This is a genomic window from Comamonas faecalis, assembly GCF_039538025.1.
Taxonomy (GTDB): Bacteria; Pseudomonadota; Gammaproteobacteria; order Burkholderiales; family Burkholderiaceae_C; genus Comamonas_C; species Comamonas_C faecalis.
On record NZ_BAABBP010000006.1, the window covers coordinates 93,008 to 116,527 of the forward strand.

The 23,520-nt window shown below is 67.2% G+C and carries 19 protein-coding genes, 1 pseudogene and 1 riboswitch; of the genes and pseudogenes, 10 read left to right on the plus strand and 10 right to left on the minus strand.

Going from position 1 to position 23,520, the window contains the following annotated elements:
- Positions 1-2 precede the first annotated feature (2 nt).
- The 5 genes and pseudogenes from ABD767_RS17265 to hemA all read right to left on the minus strand — a co-directional run.
- Positions 3-185, minus strand: a pseudogene (locus tag ABD767_RS17265) (3,4-dihydroxy-2-butanone-4-phosphate synthase); the annotation flags it as partial.
- 213 nt (positions 186-398) lie between these two features.
- Positions 399-576: riboswitch (FMN riboswitch) on the minus strand.
- Positions 577-594: 18 nt separating this feature from the next.
- On the minus strand, positions 595-1,410 hold the full coding sequence (locus ABD767_RS05050) for an NF038132 family protein (RefSeq protein ID WP_344868563.1): 816 nt from the start codon (positions 1,408-1,410) through the stop codon (positions 595-597).
- A gap of 371 nt (positions 1,411-1,781) precedes the next feature.
- Positions 1,782-2,423, minus strand: coding sequence for a response regulator (locus ABD767_RS05055; protein ID WP_146031481.1), 642 nt, complete (start codon positions 2,421-2,423; stop codon positions 1,782-1,784).
- Positions 2,416-4,479, minus strand: a complete 2,064-nt coding sequence (locus ABD767_RS05060) for an ATP-binding protein (protein WP_103045507.1) — start codon at positions 4,477-4,479, stop codon at positions 2,416-2,418. Before ABD767_RS05060 ends, ABD767_RS05055 begins: the two co-directional genes overlap by 8 nt.
- Positions 4,480-4,574: 95 nt before the next feature.
- A complete protein-coding gene (gene hemA / locus ABD767_RS05065; protein ID WP_103045506.1) occupies positions 4,575-5,864 on the minus strand; it encodes a glutamyl-tRNA reductase in 1,290 nt (429 codons plus the stop codon).
- Between the two features lie 72 nt (positions 5,865-5,936).
- Here hemA and ABD767_RS05070 point away from each other — a divergent pair, with 72 nt between their 5' ends.
- Entirely contained in the window at positions 5,937-6,212 is a 276-nt protein-coding gene (locus ABD767_RS05070; protein WP_103045505.1) for a hypothetical protein, read from the plus strand.
- Positions 6,213-6,223: 11 nt separating this feature from the next.
- Here the strand turns inward: ABD767_RS05070 and ugpQ are convergent, their stop codons facing one another.
- The 5 genes from ugpQ to ugpB form a co-directional block, all read right to left on the minus strand.
- The gene (ugpQ, locus tag ABD767_RS05075; protein WP_103045504.1) at positions 6,224-6,985 is read right to left on the minus strand and encodes a glycerophosphodiester phosphodiesterase; all 762 of its coding nucleotides are present in this window, start codon (positions 6,983-6,985) and stop codon (positions 6,224-6,226) included.
- Positions 6,982-7,995, minus strand: coding sequence for a sn-glycerol-3-phosphate ABC transporter ATP-binding protein UgpC (gene ugpC / locus ABD767_RS05080; RefSeq protein WP_103045503.1), 1,014 nt, complete (start codon positions 7,993-7,995; stop codon positions 6,982-6,984). Before ugpC ends, ugpQ begins: the two co-directional genes overlap by 4 nt.
- A 25-nt stretch (positions 7,996-8,020) precedes the next feature.
- A complete protein-coding gene (ugpE, locus tag ABD767_RS05085) occupies positions 8,021-8,869 on the minus strand; it encodes a sn-glycerol-3-phosphate ABC transporter permease UgpE (protein WP_103045502.1) in 849 nt (282 codons plus the stop codon).
- 7 nt (positions 8,870-8,876) lie between these two features.
- Positions 8,877-9,758 (minus strand): sn-glycerol-3-phosphate ABC transporter permease UgpA, encoded by an 882-nt coding sequence (ugpA, locus tag ABD767_RS05090; RefSeq protein ID WP_103045501.1) that lies wholly within the window; start codon positions 9,756-9,758, stop codon positions 8,877-8,879.
- Positions 9,759-9,851: 93 nt separating this feature from the next.
- Entirely contained in the window at positions 9,852-11,165 is a 1,314-nt protein-coding gene (ugpB, locus tag ABD767_RS05095) for a sn-glycerol-3-phosphate ABC transporter substrate-binding protein UgpB (protein ID WP_103045500.1), read from the minus strand.
- Positions 11,166-11,503: 338 nt separating this feature from the next.
- On the opposite strand from ugpB, the gene serA reads away from it, so the two are divergent.
- From serA to ABD767_RS05140, 9 genes are all read left to right on the plus strand, one after another.
- Entirely contained in the window at positions 11,504-12,733 is a 1,230-nt protein-coding gene (serA, locus tag ABD767_RS05100) for a phosphoglycerate dehydrogenase (RefSeq protein ID WP_103045499.1), read from the plus strand.
- 122 nt (positions 12,734-12,855) lie between these two features.
- The gene (locus ABD767_RS05105; RefSeq protein ID WP_103045498.1) at positions 12,856-16,770 is read left to right on the plus strand and encodes a DUF3683 domain-containing protein; all 3,915 of its coding nucleotides are present in this window, start codon (positions 12,856-12,858) and stop codon (positions 16,768-16,770) included.
- Positions 16,767-17,186, plus strand: coding sequence for an HIT domain-containing protein (locus tag ABD767_RS05110; RefSeq protein ID WP_103045497.1), 420 nt, complete (start codon positions 16,767-16,769; stop codon positions 17,184-17,186). The genes ABD767_RS05105 and ABD767_RS05110 overlap by 4 nt, the downstream gene beginning before the upstream one ends.
- Before the next feature lie 51 nt (positions 17,187-17,237).
- The gene (locus ABD767_RS05115) at positions 17,238-17,696 is read left to right on the plus strand and encodes a gamma-butyrobetaine hydroxylase-like domain-containing protein (RefSeq protein ID WP_103045496.1); all 459 of its coding nucleotides are present in this window, start codon (positions 17,238-17,240) and stop codon (positions 17,694-17,696) included.
- 115 nt (positions 17,697-17,811) lie between these two features.
- Positions 17,812-18,543 (plus strand): bifunctional demethylmenaquinone methyltransferase/2-methoxy-6-polyprenyl-1,4-benzoquinol methylase UbiE, encoded by a 732-nt coding sequence (gene ubiE / locus ABD767_RS05120; protein WP_103045495.1) that lies wholly within the window; start codon positions 17,812-17,814, stop codon positions 18,541-18,543.
- Between the two features lie 34 nt (positions 18,544-18,577).
- Positions 18,578-19,564 carry a TIM44-like domain-containing protein gene (locus ABD767_RS05125; protein ID WP_103045494.1) on the plus strand — a complete coding sequence of 329 codons (987 nt, stop codon included), beginning with the start codon at positions 18,578-18,580 and terminating at the stop codon, positions 19,562-19,564.
- Between the two features lie 55 nt (positions 19,565-19,619).
- On the plus strand, positions 19,620-20,171 hold the full coding sequence (locus tag ABD767_RS05130; protein ID WP_103045493.1) for a hypothetical protein: 552 nt from the start codon (positions 19,620-19,622) through the stop codon (positions 20,169-20,171).
- Between the two features lie 2 nt (positions 20,172-20,173).
- On the plus strand, positions 20,174-21,739 hold the full coding sequence (gene ubiB, locus ABD767_RS05135; RefSeq protein ID WP_103045492.1) for a ubiquinone biosynthesis regulatory protein kinase UbiB: 1,566 nt from the start codon (positions 20,174-20,176) through the stop codon (positions 21,737-21,739).
- A 291-nt stretch (positions 21,740-22,030) separates the two neighbouring features.
- Positions 22,031-23,479 carry a sodium:solute symporter family transporter gene (locus tag ABD767_RS05140; RefSeq protein ID WP_103045068.1) on the plus strand — a complete coding sequence of 483 codons (1,449 nt, stop codon included), beginning with the start codon at positions 22,031-22,033 and terminating at the stop codon, positions 23,477-23,479.
- The last annotated feature ends 41 nt before the right edge of the window (positions 23,480-23,520 follow it).

The window sequence follows — 23,520 nt, forward strand, 5'->3', positions numbered from 1 at the left end:
CCCTAGTGTGATGCCACGTAATCGGCCAGGTCGGCAATGTCAGCGTTGGCAGGCCGTGCGCCGCCGCGTAGGCACTGACCTGCGCGCCGCGCATCATCGAGTCGCTCGGCGGCGACGATCAGGTCGACCTCGTTCTCGCGGTCGTCGTCGTCGAGCACGACGACCGGAATGCCCTGGCGCACGGCGGCGAGTGCAGTGTCGACGCGCTCGCGCGCGGGGCGGGCGCAATCGCCGGCGGATGGGTAGCCGGGGGGGTGTGCGCAGCGCGTGCGCGGTGGTGTGGGTTTGAAACATTCAAACGCTCCTCGTCAGTGGGTTGAGAAGACGTTTTCGGGGCACGCGGCCGCACGCGCACCCTTCGCGCACGGCCGGGGCCGGCGCTGCGGGGCGCAGCGGCTGCGCATCTTCTTTCATCCGGACTGTGACCGTCGGCTCTGGAATGTGGCCAGATCTGCTGACCCCGTCGCCTGGGTGATGCCAGGCAACAGGCGCTCGCGGGCTTGCGAAGACCAGTGGCATGGCGCCGCCGCCTCGCCTACCGCCGGTGGGGAATTTCGCCCTGCACTGCAGGAGGATGAAAGAGGGCGGTAATGCTTACTGCGAGCCGCCCTCGGCCTTGGCCTTGCGGCGGCGGCGCATGGCGGCGAGTGAGCCCAGGCCGCCCATCATCAGCCACCCGGCGCCGGGCAGCGGGACTGCGGAGACCGGCGGAGCGATCTCGGTGTCGCCAATCTTGAGACCGGCAAAGGCCAGGCCGCTGTCGTAGAGCGTGTCGTTCCAGTTGGTCACGCCCAACTGCAGCATGTACTGGCCTTCCAGGCCGATCTCGAACTCAGACAGAATCCAGCCGGTTGAGCCGCAACCCGTGTCGTAGCAGGTGCCGCTGGAGCCGCCGAGCTGGCTCCACTGGGGCGCTCCGGCGTTGATCGACACGTCGGCAGGAGTCAGGGTGGCGCCAGGGGCGGGCATGCCGAAGCCCGGAACCGTGGAGCCGCCCGGGGTCGTGCGTGCCGTGAACAATAGTGCGACCTGGTTGGCGTCGCTGTCCAGCAGTCGCGCCCAGGCGTAGTCAGCGTAGCCCGCGCCGTCGCTGGTCACGTAGTTGAAGTAGAAGTTGAGCACGTCGCCGGAGTTGGCATTGAACAGGCCGGTGGTCAGCGTGCTGCCGTTGGTCGGGTTGCCCATGCCGCCGACACTGGGCAGCGCGCCTACGCCATTGGTGCCCTTGTAGGTCGATACGTAGTAATAGCCCGAGCCTTCGACGGGCGCTGGCGGCGCGGAGACGTGGCCGTTGGGCGAGCCGGTGCCGGCGTTGCCCTGGATCGCGAAGGTCAGCGGCAGGGTTTCCGCGCTGACGGAGGCAGCCAGGCATGCGGCGGCCGCGAACGAGACCAAGTGTTTGATTTTCAAGATATTCCCTCTCTTTGTGTGTGTTGTGCAGGCAGCACGTCGTGGTGGTGGTCATGCTGCGCTTTTTGGTGCGTTATGGCGTTTGTTGCCGGATGCAGTAGAGCCTCATGCGGCGCAGCACGGTTGTTTATAACGACGTGCCATGGCTTGAGAAATAGCCATATCGGACTATCACATTGCGTGTATCAATAGATTTTTGCTCCGGCCTTTGCGAGCGATGGGCTTCGGTGCATGAGGTGTGCGGTCGTCGTGATGCGGCGGATGGCGTTTGCCGCGAGGAGGTTCCACAGCTCTCTGCATACGGCGCATGCCCGAGTGGAGCCGTGTGCCAGGCAGGGCATATGGCTGCAATGCCTTGAAGGGGATGGCTTTCAGGGCAGGTTCAGCGGTTGCAGCTGGCCGAGCTTGTGCGCCAGCGCGACGGCGGAGTCCACGCCCATCTTCTCGAAGATGTTGGCGCGGTGGAACTCCACGGTGCGCTGGCTGATGCCAAGGTGGTCGGCAATGCTCTTGTTGTAGTGGCCGCGAACCAGTTCGCGCAGCACCTCGCGCTCGCGCGGGCTCAGGCTGGCCAGCGCCTGGTGCAGGCGCTGCAGCTCGCGCTCGGTGTCGCTGCGCGCCAGCAGGGCCTCGACCGCACGTTCGACGCGGTCGACGAGCTGGTTGTCCTGGAAGGGCTTTTCCAGGAAGTCCCATGCACCGTCCTTGACCGCCTGCACCGCGGTGCCCACGTCGCCGTGGCCGGTCAGGAACAGCACCGGCCAGGGGCAGCCCAGGGCCTTGAGGCGCTCGAAGGTCACCAGGCCCGACAGCGGCTCCATGCGGATGTCCAGCAGCACGACGGCCTGGCTCCAGTTGCGCTGCAGCGCCTGCGCGGCGTCCAGCAGCTGCGCGCCGCCGGCCCAGGTGCGCGTGGGCCAGCCGCGCGAGTCGAACAGCCAGGCCAGGCCGTCGCGCACGTCGGCGTCGTCGTCGACGATGTGGATGTCCACGGGGTGCAGGTCTTCAGGCATCGGGGGTGTGGTGGCCGGCCAGCGGCAGGATGGCGGTGAACAGCGCGCCGCCCAGGGCGGCGTCGCGGCCCACGAGCATACGCCCGTGGTGGGCTTCGGTGATGGAGCGGCAGATGGCCAGCCCCATGCCCATGCCGCCGTCCTTGGTGCTGTAGAAGGCGTCGAAGATGCGCGCCTGCGCCGCCTCGGGCACGCCGGGGCCGCTGTCGGCCACTTCCAGCGCGACTTCGTCACCGGGCAGTGGGCGCAGGCGCAGCACGACGCGCGCCGGCGCGCCGTCTGCGCCCTGGCCGGCCCAGTCCAGCGCGTTGGCGCACAGGTTGTTGACCAGGTGTTCGAGCAGCAGCGCGTCGCCCAGCACCGGCACCGGCGCATCGGGCAATTGCAGCGCAATGCTGGTGGGCTGGCCTTCCTGGGCGCTGGCGCCGGCGCGGCGCACCAGCGGCTGAAGGTTCAGGAGCACCAGGTTGAGCTCGCGTTTGCGCGCAAAGGCATTGACACGCTGGGTGACGCCGCCGGCGCGCTCGGCCAGTTGTGCCATGCGCTGCACGACGGGTTCCATGTCGGCCAGCGCGATGGTACCGGCACGCAGGCGGTTGAGCAGGCCGTTGGCAAAGCTGGCCAGCGCGCCCAGCGGCTGGTTGAGCTCGTGCGCCAGCGTGGAGGCCACCTCGCCGACGGCGACCAGGCGCTCGGAGGCGTCGAGCTTTTCCTGCTGCTCTGCCGCCAGTTGCTGGGCGCGCTTGCGCTCGCTGATGTCCAGCACCGAGCTCATCCAGCCCAGCTGCGTGCCGTCGGCGGCCAACAGCGGCGCTTCGTGGATCAGTACGTCGACCAATTGCCCGCTCTTGTGGCGCAGCCGCGTCTCAAGGCCGGGGTGGTGCGCGGCACTTGCGCTCTTGGCCAGGCGACTCAGTTGCACCAGCTCGTCGCCTTGCTCCTGCGGCCAGCAGGGCAGGGGCGCGCTGGCGCCCAGCAGCTCGCGCGCGCCGTAGCCGACCATGGCGCAGAACGCCTGGTTGACGTAGAGGATGCGCCGGCGCATGTCCCAGGCGCGCAGGCCGATGGTGGCGCTGTGCTCCATGGCCGAGCGCATGGCCACCTCGGCCTGCAGGCGCTGCTGCACCTGCTGGCGTTTGATGAAGTCGCGCCGCAGCGCCGCCAGGCTGACCAGCATGCCCAGCAGAAAGGTGAGCGCCACGCCAAAGAAGATGCGCGGGATGGGCGATGCCTGCGAGCCCTGGGGCACGACCTCCAGCATCAGGTCGGAGCCGGGCAGGCCCATCACGGTGCGGTAGCTGTCGCCGATTTGCTCCTGCGTGAGCGCCGGCGCCTGCGCGCCGGTGGCGGCCAGGCGCACCGCCTGCTTGTCTGCAAACCAGGCCGGCAGCAGCGCATCGACGGCATGCTGCATCGACAGCGCGACGACGTACAGCCCGGCCAGGCGCGGCCCGTCAAAGCTGGGAACGGCCAGCCAGACGCGGTCGCCGCTGCTGCCGTCGGAGCGGCGCATCGGGCCGGCGTAGCTGGCGTGGCGCAGGCTGGCGGCCACGTCCTGCAGCATGCGCAGGCTGGTGGCGTTATCACCGTGGTGGTTCATGTCGTCCTGCCAGGCCTGCAAGTCGCCGCCGCTGGTGGCGGCCGGGGTGCCGGCGCCAGCGCTGTTGCTGGCCAACCAGGCGCGTGCGGTGACCACACCCGGCGCGCGCCACAGCAGGCCGGCGGCGGCGCCGTCCGCCGCGCCCGGGGTGGAGCTGGCCAGCGCCTGTGGGCCTTCGATGGCAACCTGGCGCGCGCGCTGGGCGACGTCGTCCTCCAGCCGGCGAAAGTGAAACTGCACGCTTTGCTCCAGCCACTGCGCGTCGGCGCTGCGCTGGCGCTCCTCCTCGGCGCGCTCAAAGCGCTGCAGATACCACAGCAGCGCCAGCACGGCGGCGATGATCAGCAAGGCCAGCCCCATCATCCACAGCACGGTGCGGCGGTTGCGCTCGCCCAGCGCGCGGGCGCCCGCGTGCAGCAGGGTGAAATCGTCGACTGAGGGCGGGGCGGTGGACACGGCGGGGCGGCTATGGGCGGGCCTGCGTTTGTACCACCGGCGGCAGACCGGCCGTTATTTGCATGCGCGCGGCGCGTTGCCGGGCGTGGCGCGGGTCAGCGGCTGCTTTTGCGCAGGAAGAAGCGGCTGACGGTCTGCGCCGTGTGCTCGCGCTGCGCGGGGTCGCTGCTGCGCAGCTCGGCCAGCGGGCCGTGCAGCATTTTCTGGGTCAGGCCGCGCGAGAGCGCTTCGAGCACCGCGTCGACATCTTCTCCCTTGGCCAGCAGCTTCTTGGCGCGGGCGATCTCCAGCGCGCGCCACTCGTCGGCCTGGGCGTTGAGCTGGCGGATCAGCGGCACGACGCCGTCGCCCTGGCTGCGCAGCGCCATCCAGTGCAGAAAGCTTTGCACGCCGGCGTCGATGATGGCCTCGGCCTGGGCCACGGCCGCCTGGCGGCTGGCCTGCGCGGTCTGCACCACGCCGGCCAGGTCGTCGACGGTGTACAGGTAGACGTCCTGCAACTGCTGCACCTCGGGCTCGATGTCGCGCGGCACGGCCAGGTCGACCATGAAGATGGGGCGGTGGCGGCGTTTTTTCAGCGCGCGCTCGACCGCGCCCAGGCCGATGATGGGCAACTGGCTGGCGGTGCAGCTGATCACCGCGTCGTATTCGTGCAAGTGCTCGGGCAGCTCGGCCATGCGCATGACCTGGGCGCCAAAGCGCGCGGCCAGCTTTTCGCCGCGCTCGAGCGTGCGGTTGGCAATCGTGATGTGCTGCGGGTTCTTGGCGGCAAAGTGCGTGCTGCACAGCTCGATCATCTCGCCGGCGCCGACGAACAGCACGCGGATCTTGCCCAGGTCTTCGAACAGCTGGCCGGCCAGGCGCACCGCGGCGGCGGCCATGCTGATGCTGTGCGCGCCGATGTCGGTGCTGGTGCGCACCTCCTTGGCGACGGCAAAGCTGCGCTGGAACAGCTGGTTGAGCGTGCTGCCGAGCGCCCCCGCTCCTTCAGCGGCGCGCACCGCGTCCTTGAGCTGGCCGAGGATCTGCGCCTCGCCCAGCACCATCGAGTCGAGGCCGCTGGCCACGCGAAACGCGTGGCGCGCCACCGGGCCGTCCTCCAGCAGGTAGGCGTGCGAGCGCAGCACCTCGGCGCTGACGCCGCCGCTTTGCGCCAGCCAGGCGAGCGTGTGCTCGGGCGCGATCTGGTTGGCGGCGCAGTAGATCTCGGTGCGGTTGCAGGTCGACAGGATGGCGGTTTCAACGCCCTGGCCGTGGCCGCTGCCGGCCAGCGACTGGCGCAGGCCCTGCAGCGTAGGCGTGATGCGGTCGAGCGCAAACGCAAAGCGGCCCCGCAAATCCAGCGGAGCCGTGTGGTGGTTGATGCCCAATGCCCAGACTGCCATGGAGGCGGATTATAAAATTTGCGGCGCAATCAGGGGAATGCCCGGATTTAAACCTTGATCTGCATCACTGTCATGTCCTTGCTCGCTGCCTTCAACCATGTGCTGAACCTGCTGGCGCCGGCGTTTGCGCTGGCGTCGTGGCTGCTGCTGTGCTCGGCGCTGGCCTGGCGCGCCCGCCTGGTGGGGCGCTGGCGGCGGGTGTGGCTGGCCGACAGCGCGGTGGGCTGCGCGGTGTTGCTGGCAGGACTGTTGCTTGCCGGCGACGACGGCCGCATGGCGACCTACGCCGCGCTGGTGCTGGCCTGCGCGACCAGCCACTGGCTGGGGTTGCGCGGCTGGCGGCGTTGAATCGACAGTGATCAGGCGGCGGGGCTGAACAGCTCGACGCGGTCGGTGATGACGGCATCGGTGCCCAGGTCGATCAGGCGCTGCGCCGCCCATTCGTCGTTGGGCGTGTAGCTGACGCAGCGCAGCCCGGCGGCATGCGCGCGGGTCACCAGCGCGGCGTTCCACAACGCGTGGTTGAGAACCAGCGCGCAGCAACCCAGGCTGGCGGCCTGCGCCAGAGCGGCGTCGCCCGAGCCGTCGGCGAAGGCGTCGACCAGCAGGGCGCGCGGCAGCTGCGGCGCGGCCTTGCGCGCGCCTTGCAGCGCTTCGGGTTGGAACGAGGACAGCAGCGGTGCCACCGCCTGGCTCTGCCACAGGCGCGCGGCCAGCTGCGCGACGGCGCGGCCGGTCTCGAGCGCAGTGCCCGGCGTGGGCTTGATCTCGATGTTCAGGTGATAGTGGTTGGCCAGGCACCAGCGCGCGACGTTCTCCAGCGTGGGCAGCGGCTCGCCCGCGTACTGGCGCGAGTGCCAGCCGCCGGCGTCAAGTTGTGCCAGTTGCCCCCAGGGCAGGTCGCCGGCAACGCCGTGGCCGTTGGTCGTGCGCTCCAGGTGGCTGTCGTGCATCAGAAACACGACGCCGTCGCTCGACAGCTTGGCGTCGGTCTCGAACATGCGCCAGCCGTATTGCGCGCCCAGGCGGAAGGCGGCCATGGTGTTTTCGGGCGCCAGCTTGCCTGCGCCGCGGTGGGCAATCCAGCGCGGGTAGGGCCAGGGGGGCAGTGCGGTGCTCATGCGTCGGTCCGTTTCTCGGTCTGGGCGTCGAACCAGTGCAGGCGCTCTTCGCGCGGCGCAATGCGCGCGCTGCTGCCCGGCTTGGGGTAGGGCTGGCCTTCCTCGGTGCGCACCGTGACGTCCTCGCCGCCCACCTTGCCGTAGAGCAGGCGCTCGGCGCCCAGCAGCTCGACGGTCTCGACCTGGAACTCCCAGCCGCCGGCGTCGACCAGGTCGATGTGCTCGGGGCGTATGCCCAGGATGCGGCCGGCCCGTCCGCCCGGGGCGTTTTTTAGCAGATTCATTGGCGGCGAGCCGATGAAGCTGGCGACGAAGATGGTCGCCGGGCGGTGGTAGACCTCCTCGGGCGTGCCGAACTGCTCCACGTTGCCGGCGTTCATCACGATCATGCGCTGCGCCAGCGTCATCGCCTCGACCTGGTCGTGGGTGACGAACAGGCTGGTGATGCCCAGTTCGGCGTGCAGCTTCTGGATCTGGATGCGCGTCTGGCCGCGCAGCTTGGCGTCCAGGTTCGAGAGCGGCTCGTCGAACAGGAACACCTGCGGCTCGCGCACGATGGCGCGGCCCATGGCCACGCGCTGGCGCTGGCCGCCCGAGAGCTGGCGCGGCTTGCGTTCGAGCAGGTGCGACAGTTGCAGGATCTCGGCGGCCTTGTCCACGCGGCGCTGGATTTCGTCCTTGGGCACCTTGGCGAGCTTGAGGCCGTAGGCCATGTTCTCGTAGTTGCTCATGTGCGGGTAGAGCGCGTAGTTCTGGAACACCATGGCGATGTTGCGCTTGGCCGGCTCCAGGTCGTTGACGCGCCGCTCGCCGATGAACAGGTCGCCGCCGGTGATTTCTTCGAGTCCGGCGATCATGCGCAAGAGTGTCGATTTGCCGCAGCCCGACGGCCCGACGAGGACGACGAATTCGCCGTCGTGGATTTCTGCGTCGACGCCATGGATGACCGGCACGGCCGTTTTGCCGCTGCCGTAGCGCTTGACGATGTTCTTGAGAGAGATGGATGCCATGAGGGATGTGAGCGTTGTGCGGTGCTTATTTCTCGGTGTCGACCAGGCCCTTGACGAACCATTTCTGCATCAGGATGACGACGCAGGTGGGCGGCACCATGGCGATGATGGCGGTGGCCATGACGATGTTCCAGTCCACCGCGGCCTCGCCGCCGGCGAGCATGCGCTTGATGCCGATGACCACCGGGTACATGTCCTCGCTGGTGGTCATGAGCAGTGGCCACAGGTACTGGTTCCAGCCGTAGATGAACTGGATCACGAACAGCGCCGCGATCGAGGTGCGCGACAGCGGCACCAGGATGTCCTTGAAGAAGCGCATCGGGCCGGCGCCGTCGATGCGCGAGGCTTCCACCAGCTCGTCGGGCACGGTGAGGAAGAACTGGCGGAACAGGAAGGTGGCCGTGGCCGAGGCGATCAGGGGCAGCGACAGGCCCATGTAGCTGTTGAGCAGGCCGAGCTGCGCGACCACCTGGTAGGTCGGCAGGATGCGCACTTCCACGGGCAGCATCAGCGTCACGAAGATGGCCCAGAAGCACAGCATCTTGAACGGGAAGCGGAAGTACACGATGGCGAACGCCGACAAGAGCGAGATTGCGATCTTGCCGACGGTGATGATCATCGCGACGACGAAGCTCACCCACATCATGCGCAGCACGGTGGCGGTCGAGCCCAGCTTGCCCGCGCCCACGAGCGCGTCGCGGTAGTTCTCCCACATGTGGCTGCCGGGCAAGAGCGGCATGGGCAGCTGCACGATGGCCTCGGCCGTGTGCGTGGACGCGACCAGCGCCAGGTAGAGCGGGAACACGATGATCGCCACGCCCAGAATGAGCACGGCATGCGAGAAAAATGTCAGCCAGGGATTGCGGTCAACCATAAAAACCTCAGTACTGGACTTTCTTCTCGACGTAGCGGAACTGGATCACGGTCAATGCGATGACGATGATCATCAGGATGACCGATTGCGCGGCCGAGCCGCCCAGGTCCAGCGCCTTGAAGCCGTCGAGATACACCTTGTAGACCAGGATAGAAGTCGACTGGCCGGGACCGCCCTGCGTCGCCGCGTCGATGATGCCGAAGGTGTCGAAGAAGGCGTAGACAATGTTGATCACCAGCAGGAAGAAGGTGGTGGGCGACAGCAACGGCAGCTGGATGTTCCAGAAGCGCCGCCACGGGCCGGCGCCGTCGATGGAGGCGGCCTCGATCAGCGCCTTGGGGATGGACTGCAGCCCTGCCAGGAAGAAAAGGAAGTTGTAGGAGATCTGCTTCCAGACCGAGGCGAGCACGATCAGCGCCATGGCCTGGTTCTCGTTCATCAGGTGGTTCCACTGGTAGCCCAGCTTGCCCAGGCCGTAGGCGATGACGCCGATCGATGGCGAGAAGAGAAACACCCACAGCACGCCGGCAATGACGGGTGCGACCGCGTAGGGAACGATCAGCAGCGTCTTGTAGACCATGGCAAAGCGCACGATGCGGTCGGCAAAAATGGCCAGCGCCAGCGCCAGCGCAATGCCGATGCCGGCCACCAGCGCCGAGAACAGCGCGGTGCGCTGGAAGGAATTCAGGTAGGTCGGATCCTGCAGCAACTGCCGGAAGTTCTGCAGGCCCACCCATTCGGTGCTCATGCCGAAGGCGTCTTCCATCTGAAAGGACTGCAGCACCGCCTGGAACGCAGGCCAGAAGAAGAAGACGCCGATGACGGCCAGCTGGGGCAGCAGCAAGGCCCAGGGCAGCCAGGCCGATCGAAACAGTACGCGTTTTTCCATGGCGGGTCACAAACGAAAAATCCGCCCGGTGATGGCGGAGGGAAAAGCCGTGGCCGTGCGGCGCGCGCCCTGGGGGCGCGGGCGCGCACTGCCTTATGGCTTGTAGGATTTCTCGAAGCGCGCCAGCAGCTCGTTGCCGCGCGAGACGATGGCGTCCAGGGCCTCCTTGGCGCTCTTCTTGCCGGCCCAGATCTGCTCGGTCTCCTCGTCCTCGATGGTGCGGATTTGCACGTAGTTGCCCAGGCGGATGCCGCGCGAGTTGTCGGTCACCTTGCGCACCATCTGGTTGACGGCCACGTCGGTGCCGGGGTGCCGCTCGTAGAAGCCCGAGGCGTTGGTCAGCTCGTAGGCGGCGGTGGTGATCGGCAGGTAGCCGGTGCGCTGGTGGCTGGCGGCCTGCACCTTGGTGTCGGACAGGAATTCGAAGAACTTGGCGACGGCCTTGTATTCCTCGGCCTTCTTGCCGGACATGACCCACAGCGAGGCGCCGCCGATCACGGTGTTCTGCGGCGCTCCCTTGACGTCGGGGTAGTAGGGCAGGGTGGAGATGCCGAACTTGAACTTGGCGTTCTTGGCTGCGTCGCCGTAATAGCCCGAGGAGGTCTGGATCATGGCGCACTCGCCCGAGGTGAACGAGGCCTGCGCGTCGGAGTTGCGGCCCTTGTAGACGAACTCGCCGTTCTTGGCGAGCCGGGCAAGGTCGTCGAAGTGGCGCACGTGCAGCGGCGAGTCGATCTTCAGGCGCGCCTTGTAGCCGTCGGCGGCCAGGCCGTTCTTGTGCGTGGCGAACTCCACGTTGTGCCAGGTCGAGAACGATTCGAGCTGCGTCCAGCCCATCCAGGCCAGCGTCATCGGGCAGCTGTGGCCGCTGGCCTTGAGCTTGGCCGTGGCGTCGAACACCTCGGGCCAGGTCTTGGGCGGGTTGTCCGGGTTCAGGCCGGCCTTCTGGAAAGCGTCCTTGTTGTAATAGAACACCGTGGTCGAGCTGTTGAACGGAAAGCTCAGCATCTGGCCGTTGGGAGCGGTGTAGTAGCCGGCCACGGCAGGAATGTAGGTGCTGGGGTCGAAGTTGACACCGGCGTCCTTCATCACCTTGCCCACGGGTACCGTGGCGCCCTTGCTGGCCATCATCGTGGCCGTGCCCACTTCGAACACCTGCAGGATGTGCGGGGCGTTGCCCGAGCGGAACGCGGCGATCGCGGCGGTCATGCTCTCGGGGTAGCTGCCCTTGAAGGTGGGAACCACCTTGTATTCCTTCTGGCTCTCGTTGAACTGCTTGGCCAGGTCGTTGACCCACTCGTTGTTCACGGCGGTCATCGAGTGCCACCACTGGATCTCGGTCTGCGCCTGGGCGGCGAGGCTGCTGGCCAGCACGGCTGCGGCCAGTGCAATGTGTTTGAGTTGCATGAAGACTCCTCGGATGGAATGGGAAACGGAAAGCCGCAATGATGGCGCGGTTTCATGACAGGCGTGTGGCGTTGTCGCATACGCAAAAACGTGCAACAACCGGGGAAACCCGTCACGACGGCTGCGGCGGTGATTGTGGCATCGGACGGTTTGTTTGTGTGCGAAATTGATTGTTTGTGTGTTTTTGTGCGCGATTGCGCGCGCAATGTCCCGGCGCAGGGTATGGAAATCCCCCGGGCAGCGGCAAAAATTGATGCAATGCACAATGATAAGAGTCATTGCAGCTGACACTTTTGCGGTGCAGCGCCGCCGTTTCCATACTTCCCATTGTTGAAACCATGCCCAAAACCTCTCTGGACAAAAGCAAGATCAAGTTCCTGTTGCTCGAAGGCGTTCACCAGAATTCCGTCGACGCGCTGCACGCGGCGGGCTACACCAACGTCGAGCTGTTGCCCGGTGCGCTCGAAGGCGAGGAGCTCTTGCGCAAGATCGCCGACGTGCACTTCATCGGCGTGCGCTCGCGCACCCAGCTGACCGCGCAGGTGCTCGAACACGCGCACAAGCTGGTGGCCATCGGGTGCTTTTGCATTGGCACCAACCAGGTCGACCTGAAGGTGGCGCGCGAGAAGGGCATTGCGGTCTTCAACGCACCGTACTCCAACACGCGCTCGGTGGCCGAGCTGGTGCTGGCCCAGGCCATCCTGCTGCTGCGCGGCATTCCCGAGAAGAATGCTGCGGCGCATCGCGGCGGCTGGCTCAAGAGCGCGACCAACGCCTACGAGGCGCGCGGCAAGACGCTGGGCATCGTCGGCTACGGCGCCATCGGCTCGCAGCTGTCGGTGCTGGCCGAGGGCCTGGGCATGCATGTGCAGTTCCATGACGTGGTCGCCAAGCTGCCGCTGGGCAACGCCCACCAGGCCGCCAGCCTGCACGAGCTGCTGGCCACGAGCGATATCGTCAGCTTGCACGTGCCCGACCTGCCGTCGACCAAGTGGATGATCAAGGCGGCCGAGATCGCGCAGTTGAAGCCCGGCGCCATCTTCATCAACGCTTCGCGCGGCACCGTGGTCGAGATCGAGCCGCTGGCGCAGGCGATTCGCGACAAGAAGCTGCTGGGCGCGGCAGTCGACGTGTTCCCGACCGAGCCCAAGAGCAACAAGGACGAGTTCGTCTCGCCGCTGCGCGGACTGGACAACGTCATCCTGACGCCGCACATCGGCGGCTCGACCATGGAGGCGCAGGCCAACATCGGCGTGGAGGTGGCGGCCAAGCTGATTCGCTACAGCGACAACGGCACCAGTACCTCGTCGGTCAACTTCCCCGAGGTGGCGCTGCCCGAGCATCCGGGCAAGCACCGCGTGCTGCACGTGCACCGCAACCAGCCGGGCGTGCTCTCGCAGATCAACCGCATCCTGTCGGACAACGACGTCAACATCTCGGCGCAGTACCTGCAGACCAACGAGGCCATCGGCTACGTGGTGATCGACCTGGACGCCAAGTCCAGCGACCTGGCGCTGCACAAGCTGGCCGAGGTGCCAGGCACGCTGCGCTGCCGCGTGCTGTTCTGAGGACGGCTCTGACGCCTGCGTAGGGGCTACGCGGAGCCTGGCTGCGGGATTTCCCGGTGCCGGCTTAAAATTCGCGTCCCCACGCAACCAGGGCGAGCACAGCGCCCCCTCAGACTGTTCCCATGAACGCTCCGATCGAGCTGGCCGCATTGCAGCGCGCCCACAATGACGAGCCCGTGCGCCTGCGCGAGATTCCGTACAACTACACCTCGTTTTCCGACCGCGAAATCGTCATCCGCCTGCTGGGCGCGCCTGCCTGGGCGCTGCTGGACCAGCTGCGCCGCGAGCGGCGCACCGGACGCTCCGCGCGCATGCTCTACGAGGTGTTGGGCGACATCTGGGTGGTGCAGCGCAATCCCTATCTGCAGGACGACCTGATCCACAACCCCGGCCGGCGCAAGCAGCTGGTGGACGCAATGCGCCACCGCATGGGCGAGATCGAGAAGCGCCGCACGCCGCAGGAAGACCTCGAGCGCGACCGCCGCGTCGGCGAGCTGTCGCTGGCGGCCCACCGTGCGATTGCCGAGTTCGACGCCACGCTGGTCGAAGTGGCGGCTATGCGCAAGCAGGTCGAAAAACGCCTGGGCCGCCACACTGCCAAGGACAACATCAAGTTCGACGGGCTGTCGCGCGTCAGCCACGTGACCGACGCCACCGACTGGCGCGTCGAGTTTCCCTTCGTCGTGCTCACGCCCGACACCGAGGCCGAGATGGCCGCGCTGGTGGCCGCCTGCATCGAGATGGATCTGACCATCATTCCGCGCGGCGGCGGCACGGGCTACACGGGCGGCGCCATTCCACTGACCTGGCGCAGCGCCGTCATCAACACCGAAAAACTCGAAGCCATGAGCGCGGTGGAAATGGTGCGCCTGCCCGGCCTTGATCACGACGTGCCCACCGTGTGGAGCGAGGCCGGCGTGGTGACGCAGCGCGTGGCCGATGCGGCCGAGGCGGCGGGCTATGTATTCGCGGTCGACCCGACCTCGATCGAAGCCAGCTGCATCGGCGGCAACATCGCGATGAACGCCGGCGGCAAGAAGGCCGTGCTGTGGGGCACGGCGCTGGACAACCTGGCGAGCTGGCGCATGGTGACGCCCGATGCGCAGTGGCTGGAGGTCACGCGCATCGACCACAACCTGGGCAAGATCCACGACGTGGAGGTGGCCAGCTTCGAGCTGCGGTATTTCGAGGCAGACGGCCGCACGCCGATCCGCACCGAGCGCCTGGACATCCCCGGCAAGACCTTCCGCAAGGAGGGCCTGGGCAAGGACGTGACCGACAAATTCCTCGCCGGCCTGCCCGGCGTGCAGAAGGAGGGCACGGACGGTCTGATCACCAGCGCGCGCTGGATCGTGCACCGCATGCCGGCGCACACGCGCACCGTGTGCCTCGAATTTTTTGGTTCGGCCAAGCTGGCGGTGCCCAGCATCGTCGAGATCAAGGACTTCATGTTCGCCGAGCAAAAGCGCAGTGGCGTTCTGCTCGCGGGCCTGGAGCACCTGGACGACCGGTATTTGAAGGCCGTGGGCTACGCCACCAAGAGCAAGAAGGGCGGCGGCAAGCTACCGAAGATGGTGCTGATCGGCGACATCGTTGGCGACGACCCCGACGCCGTGGCGCGCGCGACGGCCGAGGTGGTGCGCATTGCCAACTCGCGCGAAGGCGAGGGCTTTACCGCGGTCAGCAGCGAGGCACGCAAGAAATTCTGGCTGGACCGCAAGCGCACCGCGGCCATTTCCAAACACACCAACGCCTTCAAGATCAACGAGGACGTGGTCATCCCGCTGCCGCGCATGGCCGAGTACACCGACGGCATCGAGCGCATCAACATCGAGCTCTCCCTGCGCAACAAGCTGGCGCTGTGCGACGCGCTGGCGGCCTTTTTTGCGCGCAGCGACCTGCCGCTGGGTGCGCTGGGCGATACCCAGGGGATTTCGGATCAGACCCTGCTGGGCGACCGCGTGGCGCAGGCGCAGGCCCTGGTGGCCGAGGTGCGTACGCTGTGGCAGGGCTGGCTCGACGGCGTGGAGGCCTTGTTCCCGCAACTGCAAGACCATTCGCTGCGCGCCAGCTGGAAGGCGCAGCTGCAAAAGCCGCTGGCCGACATTTTTGCCGGCGCGGCGTTCGAACCCATCCTGAAGGAAGCTGCCGCCATCCACCAGAAGGTGCTCAAGGGCCGCGTCTGGGTGGCGCTGCACATGCACGCGGGCGACGGCAACGTGCACACCAACATCCCGGTCAACAGCGACGACTACGCGATGCTGCAGACGGCGCATGAGGCGGTGGGCCGCATCATGGCCCTGGCGCGCAGCCTGGATGGCGTGATCTCTGGCGAGCACGGCATCGGCATCACCAAGCTCGAATTCCTGACCGATGAGGAATTGGCACCGTTTGCCGAGTACAAGCGCCGCGTCGACCCCGAGGGGCGCTTCAATCGGGGCAAGCTGCTGCGCGGTCATGGCGCGCCGGCGCTGCAGGATGCGCCGGCCCATCGGCAGACGCGCCGCTCGCTGCAGTTTGCCGACCTGACCAATGCCTACACGCCCAGCTTCGGCCTGATGGGCTACGAGTCGCTGATCATGCAGCAGAGCGACATTGGCGCCATCGTCGCCAGCGTCAAGGACTGCCTGCGCTGCGGCAAGTGCAAGCCGGTGTGCGCCACGCACGTGCCGCGCGCCAACCTGCTGTACAGCCCGCGCAACAAGATCCTCGCCACGTCGCTCCTGGCCGAGGCGTTTCTGTACGAGGAGCAGACGCGCCGGGGCATCTCCAGCCACCACTGGCAGGAGTTCGAGGACGTGGCCGACCACTGCACCATCTGCCACAAGTGCTTCAACCCCTGTCCGGTCAAGATCGACTTTGGCGACGTGACCATGGCCATGCGCAACCTGCTGGTCAAGATGGACAAAAAAAGCTGGCGCGCCGGCAACAAGCTGGCCATGGCCATGCTCAACACCACCGAGCCGCGCACCATCAAGGTGCTGCGCGCGGGCATGGTCAACGTCGGCTTTCCCGCGCAGCGCGCGGCCGTCGATGCACTGCGCAGCGTGAGCCGCCCGCAGACCGCCCGCCCGCCGGCGACGGTGGGCGCAGCGCCGATCAAGGAGCAGGTGATCCACTTCGTCAACAAGAAGCTGCCTGGCGGCCTGCCGACGAAGACGGCGCGCGCGCTGCTGGACATCGAGGACAAGGACTACGTGCCCATCATCCGCGACCCGGCAACCAGCAGCGACAGCGAGGCGGTGTTCTACTTCCCCGGCTGTGGCTCCGAGCGCTTGTTCAGCCAGGTCGGCCTGGCGACGCAGGCCATGCTGTGGCATGCCGGCGTGCAGACGGTGCTGCCGCCCGGGTATCTTTGCTGCGGCTACCCGCAGCGCGGCAACGGCCTGCAGGACAAGGCCGACAAGATGATCACCGACAACCGCGTGCTGTTCCACCGCGTGGCCACCACGCTGAACTACCTGGACATCAAGACCGTGGTCGTGTCGTGCGGCACCTGCTACGACCAACTGCAGGGCTACGAGTTCGACAAGATCTTCCCCGGCAGCCGCATCGTCGACATCCACGAATTTCTGCTGGAGAAAGGCATCACGCTGCCGGCGGGCCAGGGCGGGTTTCTGTACCACGAGCCCTGCCACAACCCGATGAAACAGGGCGACTCCATGGCGACGGTGCGCGCGCTGGTGGGCGACAAGGTCTTGAAGAGCGATCGCTGCTGCGGCGAGTCGGGCACGCTGGGCGTCTCGCGCCCCGACATTTCCACCCAGGTGCGCTTTCGCAAGACCGAAGAGATCAGGAAGGGCGAAGCTGCCCTGCGTGCCAGCGGCGCGGTGGGCGCCCAGGACAACATCAAGCTGCTGACCAGCTGCCCCAGTTGCCTGCAGGGCGTGTCGCGCTACGAGAACGATTTGACCACCGGGCTGCTGGAGGCCGACTACATCGTCGTCGAGATGTGCAAGCAGATCCTGGGCGACAACTGGCTGCCCGAGTACGTGGCGCGCGCCAACGCCGGCGGCATCGAGCGGGTGCTTGTATGAGTTGTGCCCTTTGCACCACCGAAGGCGGCCAGCTGGTCTGGCGCGGCGAGAAGCTGCGCGTCATCCGCGCCGACGAGGCCGGCTTTCCAGCCTTCTACCGCGTCGTCTGGAACGCACACGTGGCCGAGTTTTCCGATCTTGCGCCGGGCGACCGCCAGCGCTGCATGGACGTGGTCACGCTGATCGAGCAGGTGCTGCGCGAAAAACTTGCGCCGACCAAGATCAATTTGGCGACGCTGGGCAACGTCGTGCCGCACCTGCATTGGCACGTCATTGCGCGCTTCGACTGGGACAGCCACTTTCCCGCACCGGTGTGGACTGGCGCCGTGCGTGTGCGCGATGCGGGGCGCGAAGCCGCGGTGGCGGCGCAATGTCCTGCGATCGACGCGGAATTGCACCGCCGCCTGTCGGCCTGAGCGGCGTTGCCGCCACAATCGTTGCAGTCCACTGCCATTGAAGGTGCCGCCATGGCCTCAGCCAGCGTTGTCGCTCCCACCCCCCAGTCCATCACTGTCCACGGCCAGTCGCGCGTGCTTGAGATTGCGTTCTCCGACGGCGCGCAGTTCCAGATTCCGTTCGAGCTGATGCGCGTGTACTCGCCGTCGGCACAGGTGCAGGGCCACGGCCCGGGCCAGGAGGTGCTGCAGACCGGCAAGCGCGATGTGACGATCACCGAGATCGAGCCCATGGGCCACTATGCGATCAAGCCGCTGTTCTCCGACGGCCACGACAGCGGCATCTTCACCTGGGACTACCTGTACCACCTGGGAAGCGACCAGCAAGAGCTGATGGCGCGCTACCTGCAGCGGCTGCAGGACGCGGGGCTGAACCGCGACGCGTCGATGGCGCCCAAGGTCACCTCGGTCACCAAGAAGCGCGCGCCGGCCGACGAGGGTTGCGGCAGCGGCTGTGGCTGCAGCGGCTGAGCCGCGCCGTTGGCGGGCCAGAGCGCCTGCGCAATTCAACCAAATTGCGACACAAGCCCCGGAGACATTCGGGGTTTGTGCCGCAGCGCCGCGCCGCTGCCCCTAGCATCGCGGCATGAGTACCACGCATTTCGGATTCCAGACGGTCGACGAACACGACAAGGCGCGGCGCGTGCGCGGCGTGTTCGACTCGGTGGCCGGCAAGTACGACATCATGAACGACCTGATGTCCGCTGGCATGCACCGCGCGTGGAAGGCCTACACCGTGATGGTCGCCAACCTGCGCGAGGGCGACGAGGTGCTGGACATCGCAGGCGGCACCGGCGACCTGTCGCTGGCGTTTTCCAAGAAGGTCGGCGCGACCGGCCGTGTGGTGCACACCGACATCAATGAAGCCATGCTGCGCGTGGGGCGCGACCGCCTGATCGACAAGGGCGTGGTGCTGCCCACGCTGGTGTGCGACGCCGAGCAACTGCCCTTTCCGGACAACCACTTCGACCTGGTCAGCGTGGCCTTTGGCCTGCGCAACATGACGCACAAGGACGGCGCGATCGCCGAGATGGCGCGCGTGCTCAAGCCGCGCGGGCGCCTGCTGGTGCTGGAGTTCTCGCGCGTCGCCAAGCCGCTGGAGAAGGCCTACGACTGGTACTCGTTCAACGTGCTGCCGCGCCTGGGCTCGATGGTGGCCGGCGATGCCGACAGCTACCGCTACCTGGCCGAGTCGATTCGCATGCACCCGGGCCAGGAAGAGCTCAAGGCCCTGATGAAGGCCAACGGCTTCGGCCATGTGGACTATCACAACATGACGGGCGGCATCGTGGCGCTGCACGTCGGTATCAAGTGCTGATTTTTTTGAACTGTGCTCAAGCATTGGAGATGACATGAGGACACTGTGGTCTGTGGTTTTGGTGGCGATGCTGGCCGTGGTGCACATGGATGCCGACGCCGCCCGCCGCATGGGGGGCGGCCGCTCGTTCGGCAAGCAGTCCAACAACGTGACGCAGCGCGAGGCCGTGCGCCCGGCAACGCCCGCGGCGCCGGGCCAGAACGCGGCCGGCAACGCCGCGACGGCGCCCAAACCCGCGGCGGCCAACGCCGGCGCTGCGGCCGCGGGCAAGAAGCCCTGGGGCGCGATGCTCGGCGGCCTGGCCGCCGGCCTGGGCCTGGCCTGGCTGGCCAGCTCGCTGGGGCTGGGGGCCGAGTTCGGCCAGTTCCTGCTGATCGCGCTGCTGGCGCTGGCGGCGTTTGCGGTCTTCAGCCGCCTCAAGCGGGCAGGCAAGCCCGCGGGCGCGGGGCCGCTGGCCTACCAGGGCGCTGCAGGCGCGGCGCCCGACCAGGCACCGATGGCGCGCCAGTACAAGCCCGAGAAGGTGGGCAATGACGCCTCGGCACGTCCATGGGAGCAGTTCGCCGGCAACGGCGCGGCGGGCGGCGGCGCCAGCCTGATCGGCTCGGCCCTGGCCGGATCGCAGAACTGGGGCATTCCGCAGGGCTTTGACACGACGGGCTTTCTGGAGGCCGCCAAGCGCAACTTCACCACGCTGCAGGACGCCTGGGATCGCGCCGACATGACCATGCTGCGCTCGATGATGACCGACGACATGCTCGAAGAAATCCGACAGCAGCTGAGCGAGCGCGAAGCGCAAAGCGGCGGCGCGCCCAACGTCACCCACATCGAGGGGCTGGAGGCGCAGCTGCTGGGCATCGAGGATCTGGGCGACAGCTACATGGCCAGCGTAGAGTTCTCGGGCATGAGCCGCGAGGAGCTGGGCGCGGGGCTGAACCCCTTCCGCGAGGTCTGGAACATGACCAAGTCCAAGAGCGGCGCCAGCGGCTGGCTGGTGGCGGGGCTGCAGGCGCTACAGTAATACCCGCCGCGCCCCGGAGGCTTCCGGGGCGGTGGCGCAGTGGATAATCGGGGACATGCCTATGCAGTCCCCTTTTTCTTTTCTGGACGGCCTGCGCGAGCGTCTGCCCGCGCCGCCGCAGCCGCCGCAATGGCTGGTGCACGAAGTGCAGCACCGCCTGGTTCTGTTCCTCAACCATGTGCTGATGCAGGAGAGCGAGGCCATGGCGCGCCTGGCGCGCCAGAGCGGGCGCACGGCCCAGGTGCAGTGGCGCGGTTTTCACATCGGGTTGCAGATCACGCCGGCCGGGCTTCTGGACTTGGCGCCCGTGGGCGCGACGCCCAGCCTGCGCGTGGAGGTGACCGAGGCCTCGGCGCTGGCGCTGGCCAGCGGCGTGCTGCGCGGCGACAAGCCCACGGTGCGCATCGAGGGCGACGTGCAGCTGGCCGGCGAGATCAACTGGGTGGTAGAGCATGTGCGCTGGGACGTCGAGGACGACCTGGCGCGCCTGGTTGGCGACGCGCCGGCGCACACGCTGGCGCGCCTGGCGCAGGGCGTGGCCGAGGCGCTGCAGCGTTTTGCGCCTGCGGCCCGCCAGCGCCCTGACGGCGCACCGCACCGTTTCTGACCATGGTGCGCTTTTTCCGGGGCATCACCATCGTCTGGGTGGCGCTGCGCTATGGGCTGGATGAGCTGGTGCTGTCCAGTTTTTCGCGGCCCTGGGTGAGGCTGCTGACCCGCCTGGTCACCGTGGGCCGGCGCCTGGACGCGCCGCGCGGCCAGCGCCTGCGCGAGGCGCTGGAGCGGTTGGGGCCGATCTTCGTCAAGTTCGGCCAGGTGCTCTCCACCCGGCGCGACCTGATGCCGCAGGACATCGCCGACGAGTTGGCGCTGCTGCAGGATCGCGTGCCGCCGTTCGACCCGCAGATCGCCATTGCCACCATCGAGCGCTCGTTCGGCAAGCCGATCGATCAGATCTTCGTCTCGTTCGAGCGCGAGCCCGTGGCCAGCGCGTCGATCGCCCAGGTGCACTTTGCCGTGATCCGCGATCGCCAGGGACATGAGCGTGAGGTGGCAGTCAAGGTGCTGCGCCCGGGCATGCTGGCGGTGATCAACAAGGACCTGGCGCTGATGCGCATGATGGCCGGCTGGGTCGAGTCGCTGTCGGCCGATGGCAAGCGCCTCAAGCCGCGCGAGGTGGTGCGCGAGTTCGACACCTATCTGCACGACGAGCTCGACCTGGTGCGCGAGGCGGCCAACGCCGCCCAGTTGCGGCGCAACATGGATGGCCTTGACCTGGTGCTGATCCCGGAGATTTTCTGGGATCTGTGCCACAACGACGTGATGGTGATGGAGCGCATGAAGGGCGTGCCCATCAGCCAGGTGCAGCGCCTGCGCGAGGCGGGCGTGGATATCCCGAAGCTGGCGCGCGACGGCGTGACCATCTTCTTCACCCAGGTGTTTCGCGATGGGTTCTTCCACGCCGACATGCATCCGGGCAACATCCAGGTGAGCCTGGACGCGGCCACCTTCGGGCGCTACGTGTCGCTCGACTTCGGCATCGTCGGCTCGCTCACCGAGGTGGACAAGGAATACCTGGCGCAGAACTTCACCGCGTTCTTCCGGCGCGACTACAAGCGCGTGGCCGAGCTGCACATCGAAAGCGGCTGGGTGCCGCAGGCGACGCGCGTCAACGAGCTGGAGGCGGCGATCCGCAGTGTCTGCGAGCCGTACTTCGACCGCCCGCTCAAGGAGATCTCGCTCGGCATGGTGCTGCTGCGGCTGTTCCAGACCTCGCGGCGCTTCCAGGTCGAGATCCAGCCCCAGCTGGTGCTGCTGCAAAAGACGCTGCTCAACATCGAGGGCCTGGGGCGCCAGCTCGACCCCGAGCTGGACCTGTGGAGCACGGCCAAGCCGTTCCTGGAAAAGTGGATGCTCGAACAGATGGGCCCGCAGCGCCTGTGGCGCGAGCTCAAGGCCCAGGCGCCGCGCTACGCCAAGATCCTGCCCGAGCTGCCCTACCTGCTGCACGAGCGCCTGCGCCACGAGCACGGCCCGCAGCAGGCGCAGCTGCAGCAGCTGCTGGCCGAGCAGCGGCGCACCAACCGGCTGCTGCAGGCGCTGCTGTACGCCGGCCTGGGCTTTGTGCTGGGCCTGGTGGTGGTGCAGGCCATCGTGCGCATCTCCCTCTGGTAGGCGCTCCGCGCCGCCGGCTTTCGGGCTTCTTACAACACTGTGCGCCGCAGGACGGCCGCGGGGGCGTCGATGCCCAGATAATGCGCGTCGTTTTTCCTTCAATACGGCACTAGTACAGCAACCCGGAAATATCGAAACATGAAAGCGTGCCTTCGCACCCATGGCGGCGTTGCAAATCCTCGCGATAGCTACGGCTATCGCTGCGGTTTGCGCCTTGCCCTGGGCGCGAATCCATCGCTTTCATTGTGTTCCTCTACTTCCAGGTTGCTGTACTAGAGCGGAGCAGCGCGCATGTTGGTGACTTTCATCGTTCTGTACCTGGCGGCGTCGATCGCCATCGGCCTGTGGGCCGCGCGGCGCGTGCACAACACGGCCGACTACGCGGTGGCCGGGCGCAGCCTGCCGCTGGCGGTGGTGATCGCCACCACGTTCGCCACCTGGTTCGGCTCCGAGACGGTGCTGGGCGCGCCGGCGCAGTTCGTCAAGGAGGGGCTGGGCGGCACCGTTGAAGACCCTTTTGGCGCCGGCATGTGCCTGGTGCTGGTCGGCCTGTTCTTCGCGCGCAAGCTGTACGCGATGAACATCATCACCATCGGCGACTACTACCGCCAGCGCTATGGCCGGGCGGTCGAGGTGATGTGTTCGAGCATCATCATCTTCAGCTACCTGGGCTGGGTGGGCGCGCAGGTCACGGCGCTGGGCCTGGTGTTCAACATCCTGAGCCATGGCGCGATCTCGATGTCCTGGGGCATGGTGATCGGCACCGCCGTCGTGCTGATCTACACGCTGTACGGCGGCATGTGGTCGGTGGCGATGACCGACTTCGTGCAGATGATCGTGATCGCCGCCGGCCTGCTGCTGATCGCCTGGTACGCGGCCGACATGGCCGGCGGGGCGGGCAAGGTCGTCGACTACGCGGCGCGCGAGGGCAAGTTCAACCTGCTGCCCACGGGCGGCGCCAGGGAGTGGACCTTCTTCTTTGCCGCGGCGATCACGATGATGCTGGGCTCGGTTCCGCAGCAGGACGTGTTCCAGCGCGTCATGTCGTCCAACAACGCCACGACCGCGCAGCGCGGTCCGGTCATCGGCGGCATCCTCTACATCGGCTTCGCCTTCGTGCCGATGTTCGTCGTGATCTCGGCGCTGATGGTCATGCCCGAGGTGGCCACGCTGCTGGACGACGACCCGCAGAAGGTTCTGCCCACGCTGGTGCTTGAGCGCATGCCGGTGCCGCTCCAGGTGGCCTTCTTCGGCGCGCTGCTGTCGGCCATCATGTCCACCGCGTCGGCCACGCTGCTGGCGCCGTCGACCACCTTCGTCGAGAACATCCTGCGCAACCTCAAGCCCGGCATGAGCGACCAGCAGACGCTCAAGGCCATGCGAATCAGCGTGCTGGTCTTCACGCTGTGCGTGCTGGTGTATTCGATCACCATGGAGGGCTCGTCGATCTACGAGCTGGTCTCCGGCGCCTACCAGGTGCCGCTGGTCGGCGCCTTCGTGCCCCTGCTGATGGGCGTGTACTGGAAGCGCGCCACCACCCAGGGCGCGCTGCTGGCGGTGGCGCTGGGCATCGTGGTGTGGCTGTGGTTCGTCGCCAGCCCGGTGCTCAACGAGGCCTTTCCGCAGCAGCTGGCCGGCCTGATCGCGGCGTTCGTCGGCATGATCGGCGGTTCGCTGGCGCCGCAGTTCATTGCTGACCACAAGGGCCGCACGCCGCATTACCAGGGCAGCCCGGCCTGAATATGGGCCGCCCCGTGCCCGCCGGCACGCAGCCGGCTGCC

What these genes read in the sequence shown, in the direction of transcription:
- ABD767_RS05125 (WP_103045494.1), top strand. Translation starts at nt 18,578, where the DNA reads ATGAGGACACTGTGGTCTGTGGTTTTGGTGGCGATGCTGGCCGTGGTG.
- ABD767_RS05055 (WP_146031481.1), bottom strand. Translation starts at nt 2,423, where the DNA reads ATGCCTGAAGACCTGCACCCCGTGGACATCCACATCGTCGACGACGAC.
- hemA (WP_103045506.1), bottom strand. Translation starts at nt 5,864, where the DNA reads ATGGCAGTCTGGGCATTGGGCATCAACCACCACACGGCTCCGCTGGAT.
- ABD767_RS05130 (WP_103045493.1), top strand. Translation starts at nt 19,620, where the DNA reads ATGCCTATGCAGTCCCCTTTTTCTTTTCTGGACGGCCTGCGCGAGCGT.
- ugpA (WP_103045501.1), bottom strand. Translation starts at nt 9,758, where the DNA reads ATGGAAAAACGCGTACTGTTTCGATCGGCCTGGCTGCCCTGGGCCTTG.
- ugpQ (WP_103045504.1), bottom strand. Translation starts at nt 6,985, where the DNA reads ATGAGCACCGCACTGCCCCCCTGGCCCTACCCGCGCTGGATTGCCCAC.
- ABD767_RS05070 (WP_103045505.1), top strand. Translation starts at nt 5,937, where the DNA reads ATGTCCTTGCTCGCTGCCTTCAACCATGTGCTGAACCTGCTGGCGCCG.
- ABD767_RS05110 (WP_103045497.1), top strand. Translation starts at nt 16,767, where the DNA reads ATGAGTTGTGCCCTTTGCACCACCGAAGGCGGCCAGCTGGTCTGGCGC.
- ugpB (WP_103045500.1), bottom strand. Translation starts at nt 11,165, where the DNA reads ATGCAACTCAAACACATTGCACTGGCCGCAGCCGTGCTGGCCAGCAGC.
- ABD767_RS05105 (WP_103045498.1), top strand. Translation starts at nt 12,856, where the DNA reads ATGAACGCTCCGATCGAGCTGGCCGCATTGCAGCGCGCCCACAATGAC.
- ugpC (WP_103045503.1), bottom strand. Translation starts at nt 7,995, where the DNA reads ATGGCATCCATCTCTCTCAAGAACATCGTCAAGCGCTACGGCAGCGGC.
- ugpE (WP_103045502.1), bottom strand. Translation starts at nt 8,869, where the DNA reads ATGGTTGACCGCAATCCCTGGCTGACATTTTTCTCGCATGCCGTGCTC.
- serA (WP_103045499.1), top strand. Translation starts at nt 11,504, where the DNA reads ATGCCCAAAACCTCTCTGGACAAAAGCAAGATCAAGTTCCTGTTGCTC.
- ubiB (WP_103045492.1), top strand. Translation starts at nt 20,174, where the DNA reads ATGGTGCGCTTTTTCCGGGGCATCACCATCGTCTGGGTGGCGCTGCGC.
- ubiE (WP_103045495.1), top strand. Translation starts at nt 17,812, where the DNA reads ATGAGTACCACGCATTTCGGATTCCAGACGGTCGACGAACACGACAAG.
- ABD767_RS05115 (WP_103045496.1), top strand. Translation starts at nt 17,238, where the DNA reads ATGGCCTCAGCCAGCGTTGTCGCTCCCACCCCCCAGTCCATCACTGTC.
- ABD767_RS05140 (WP_103045068.1), top strand. Translation starts at nt 22,031, where the DNA reads ATGTTGGTGACTTTCATCGTTCTGTACCTGGCGGCGTCGATCGCCATC.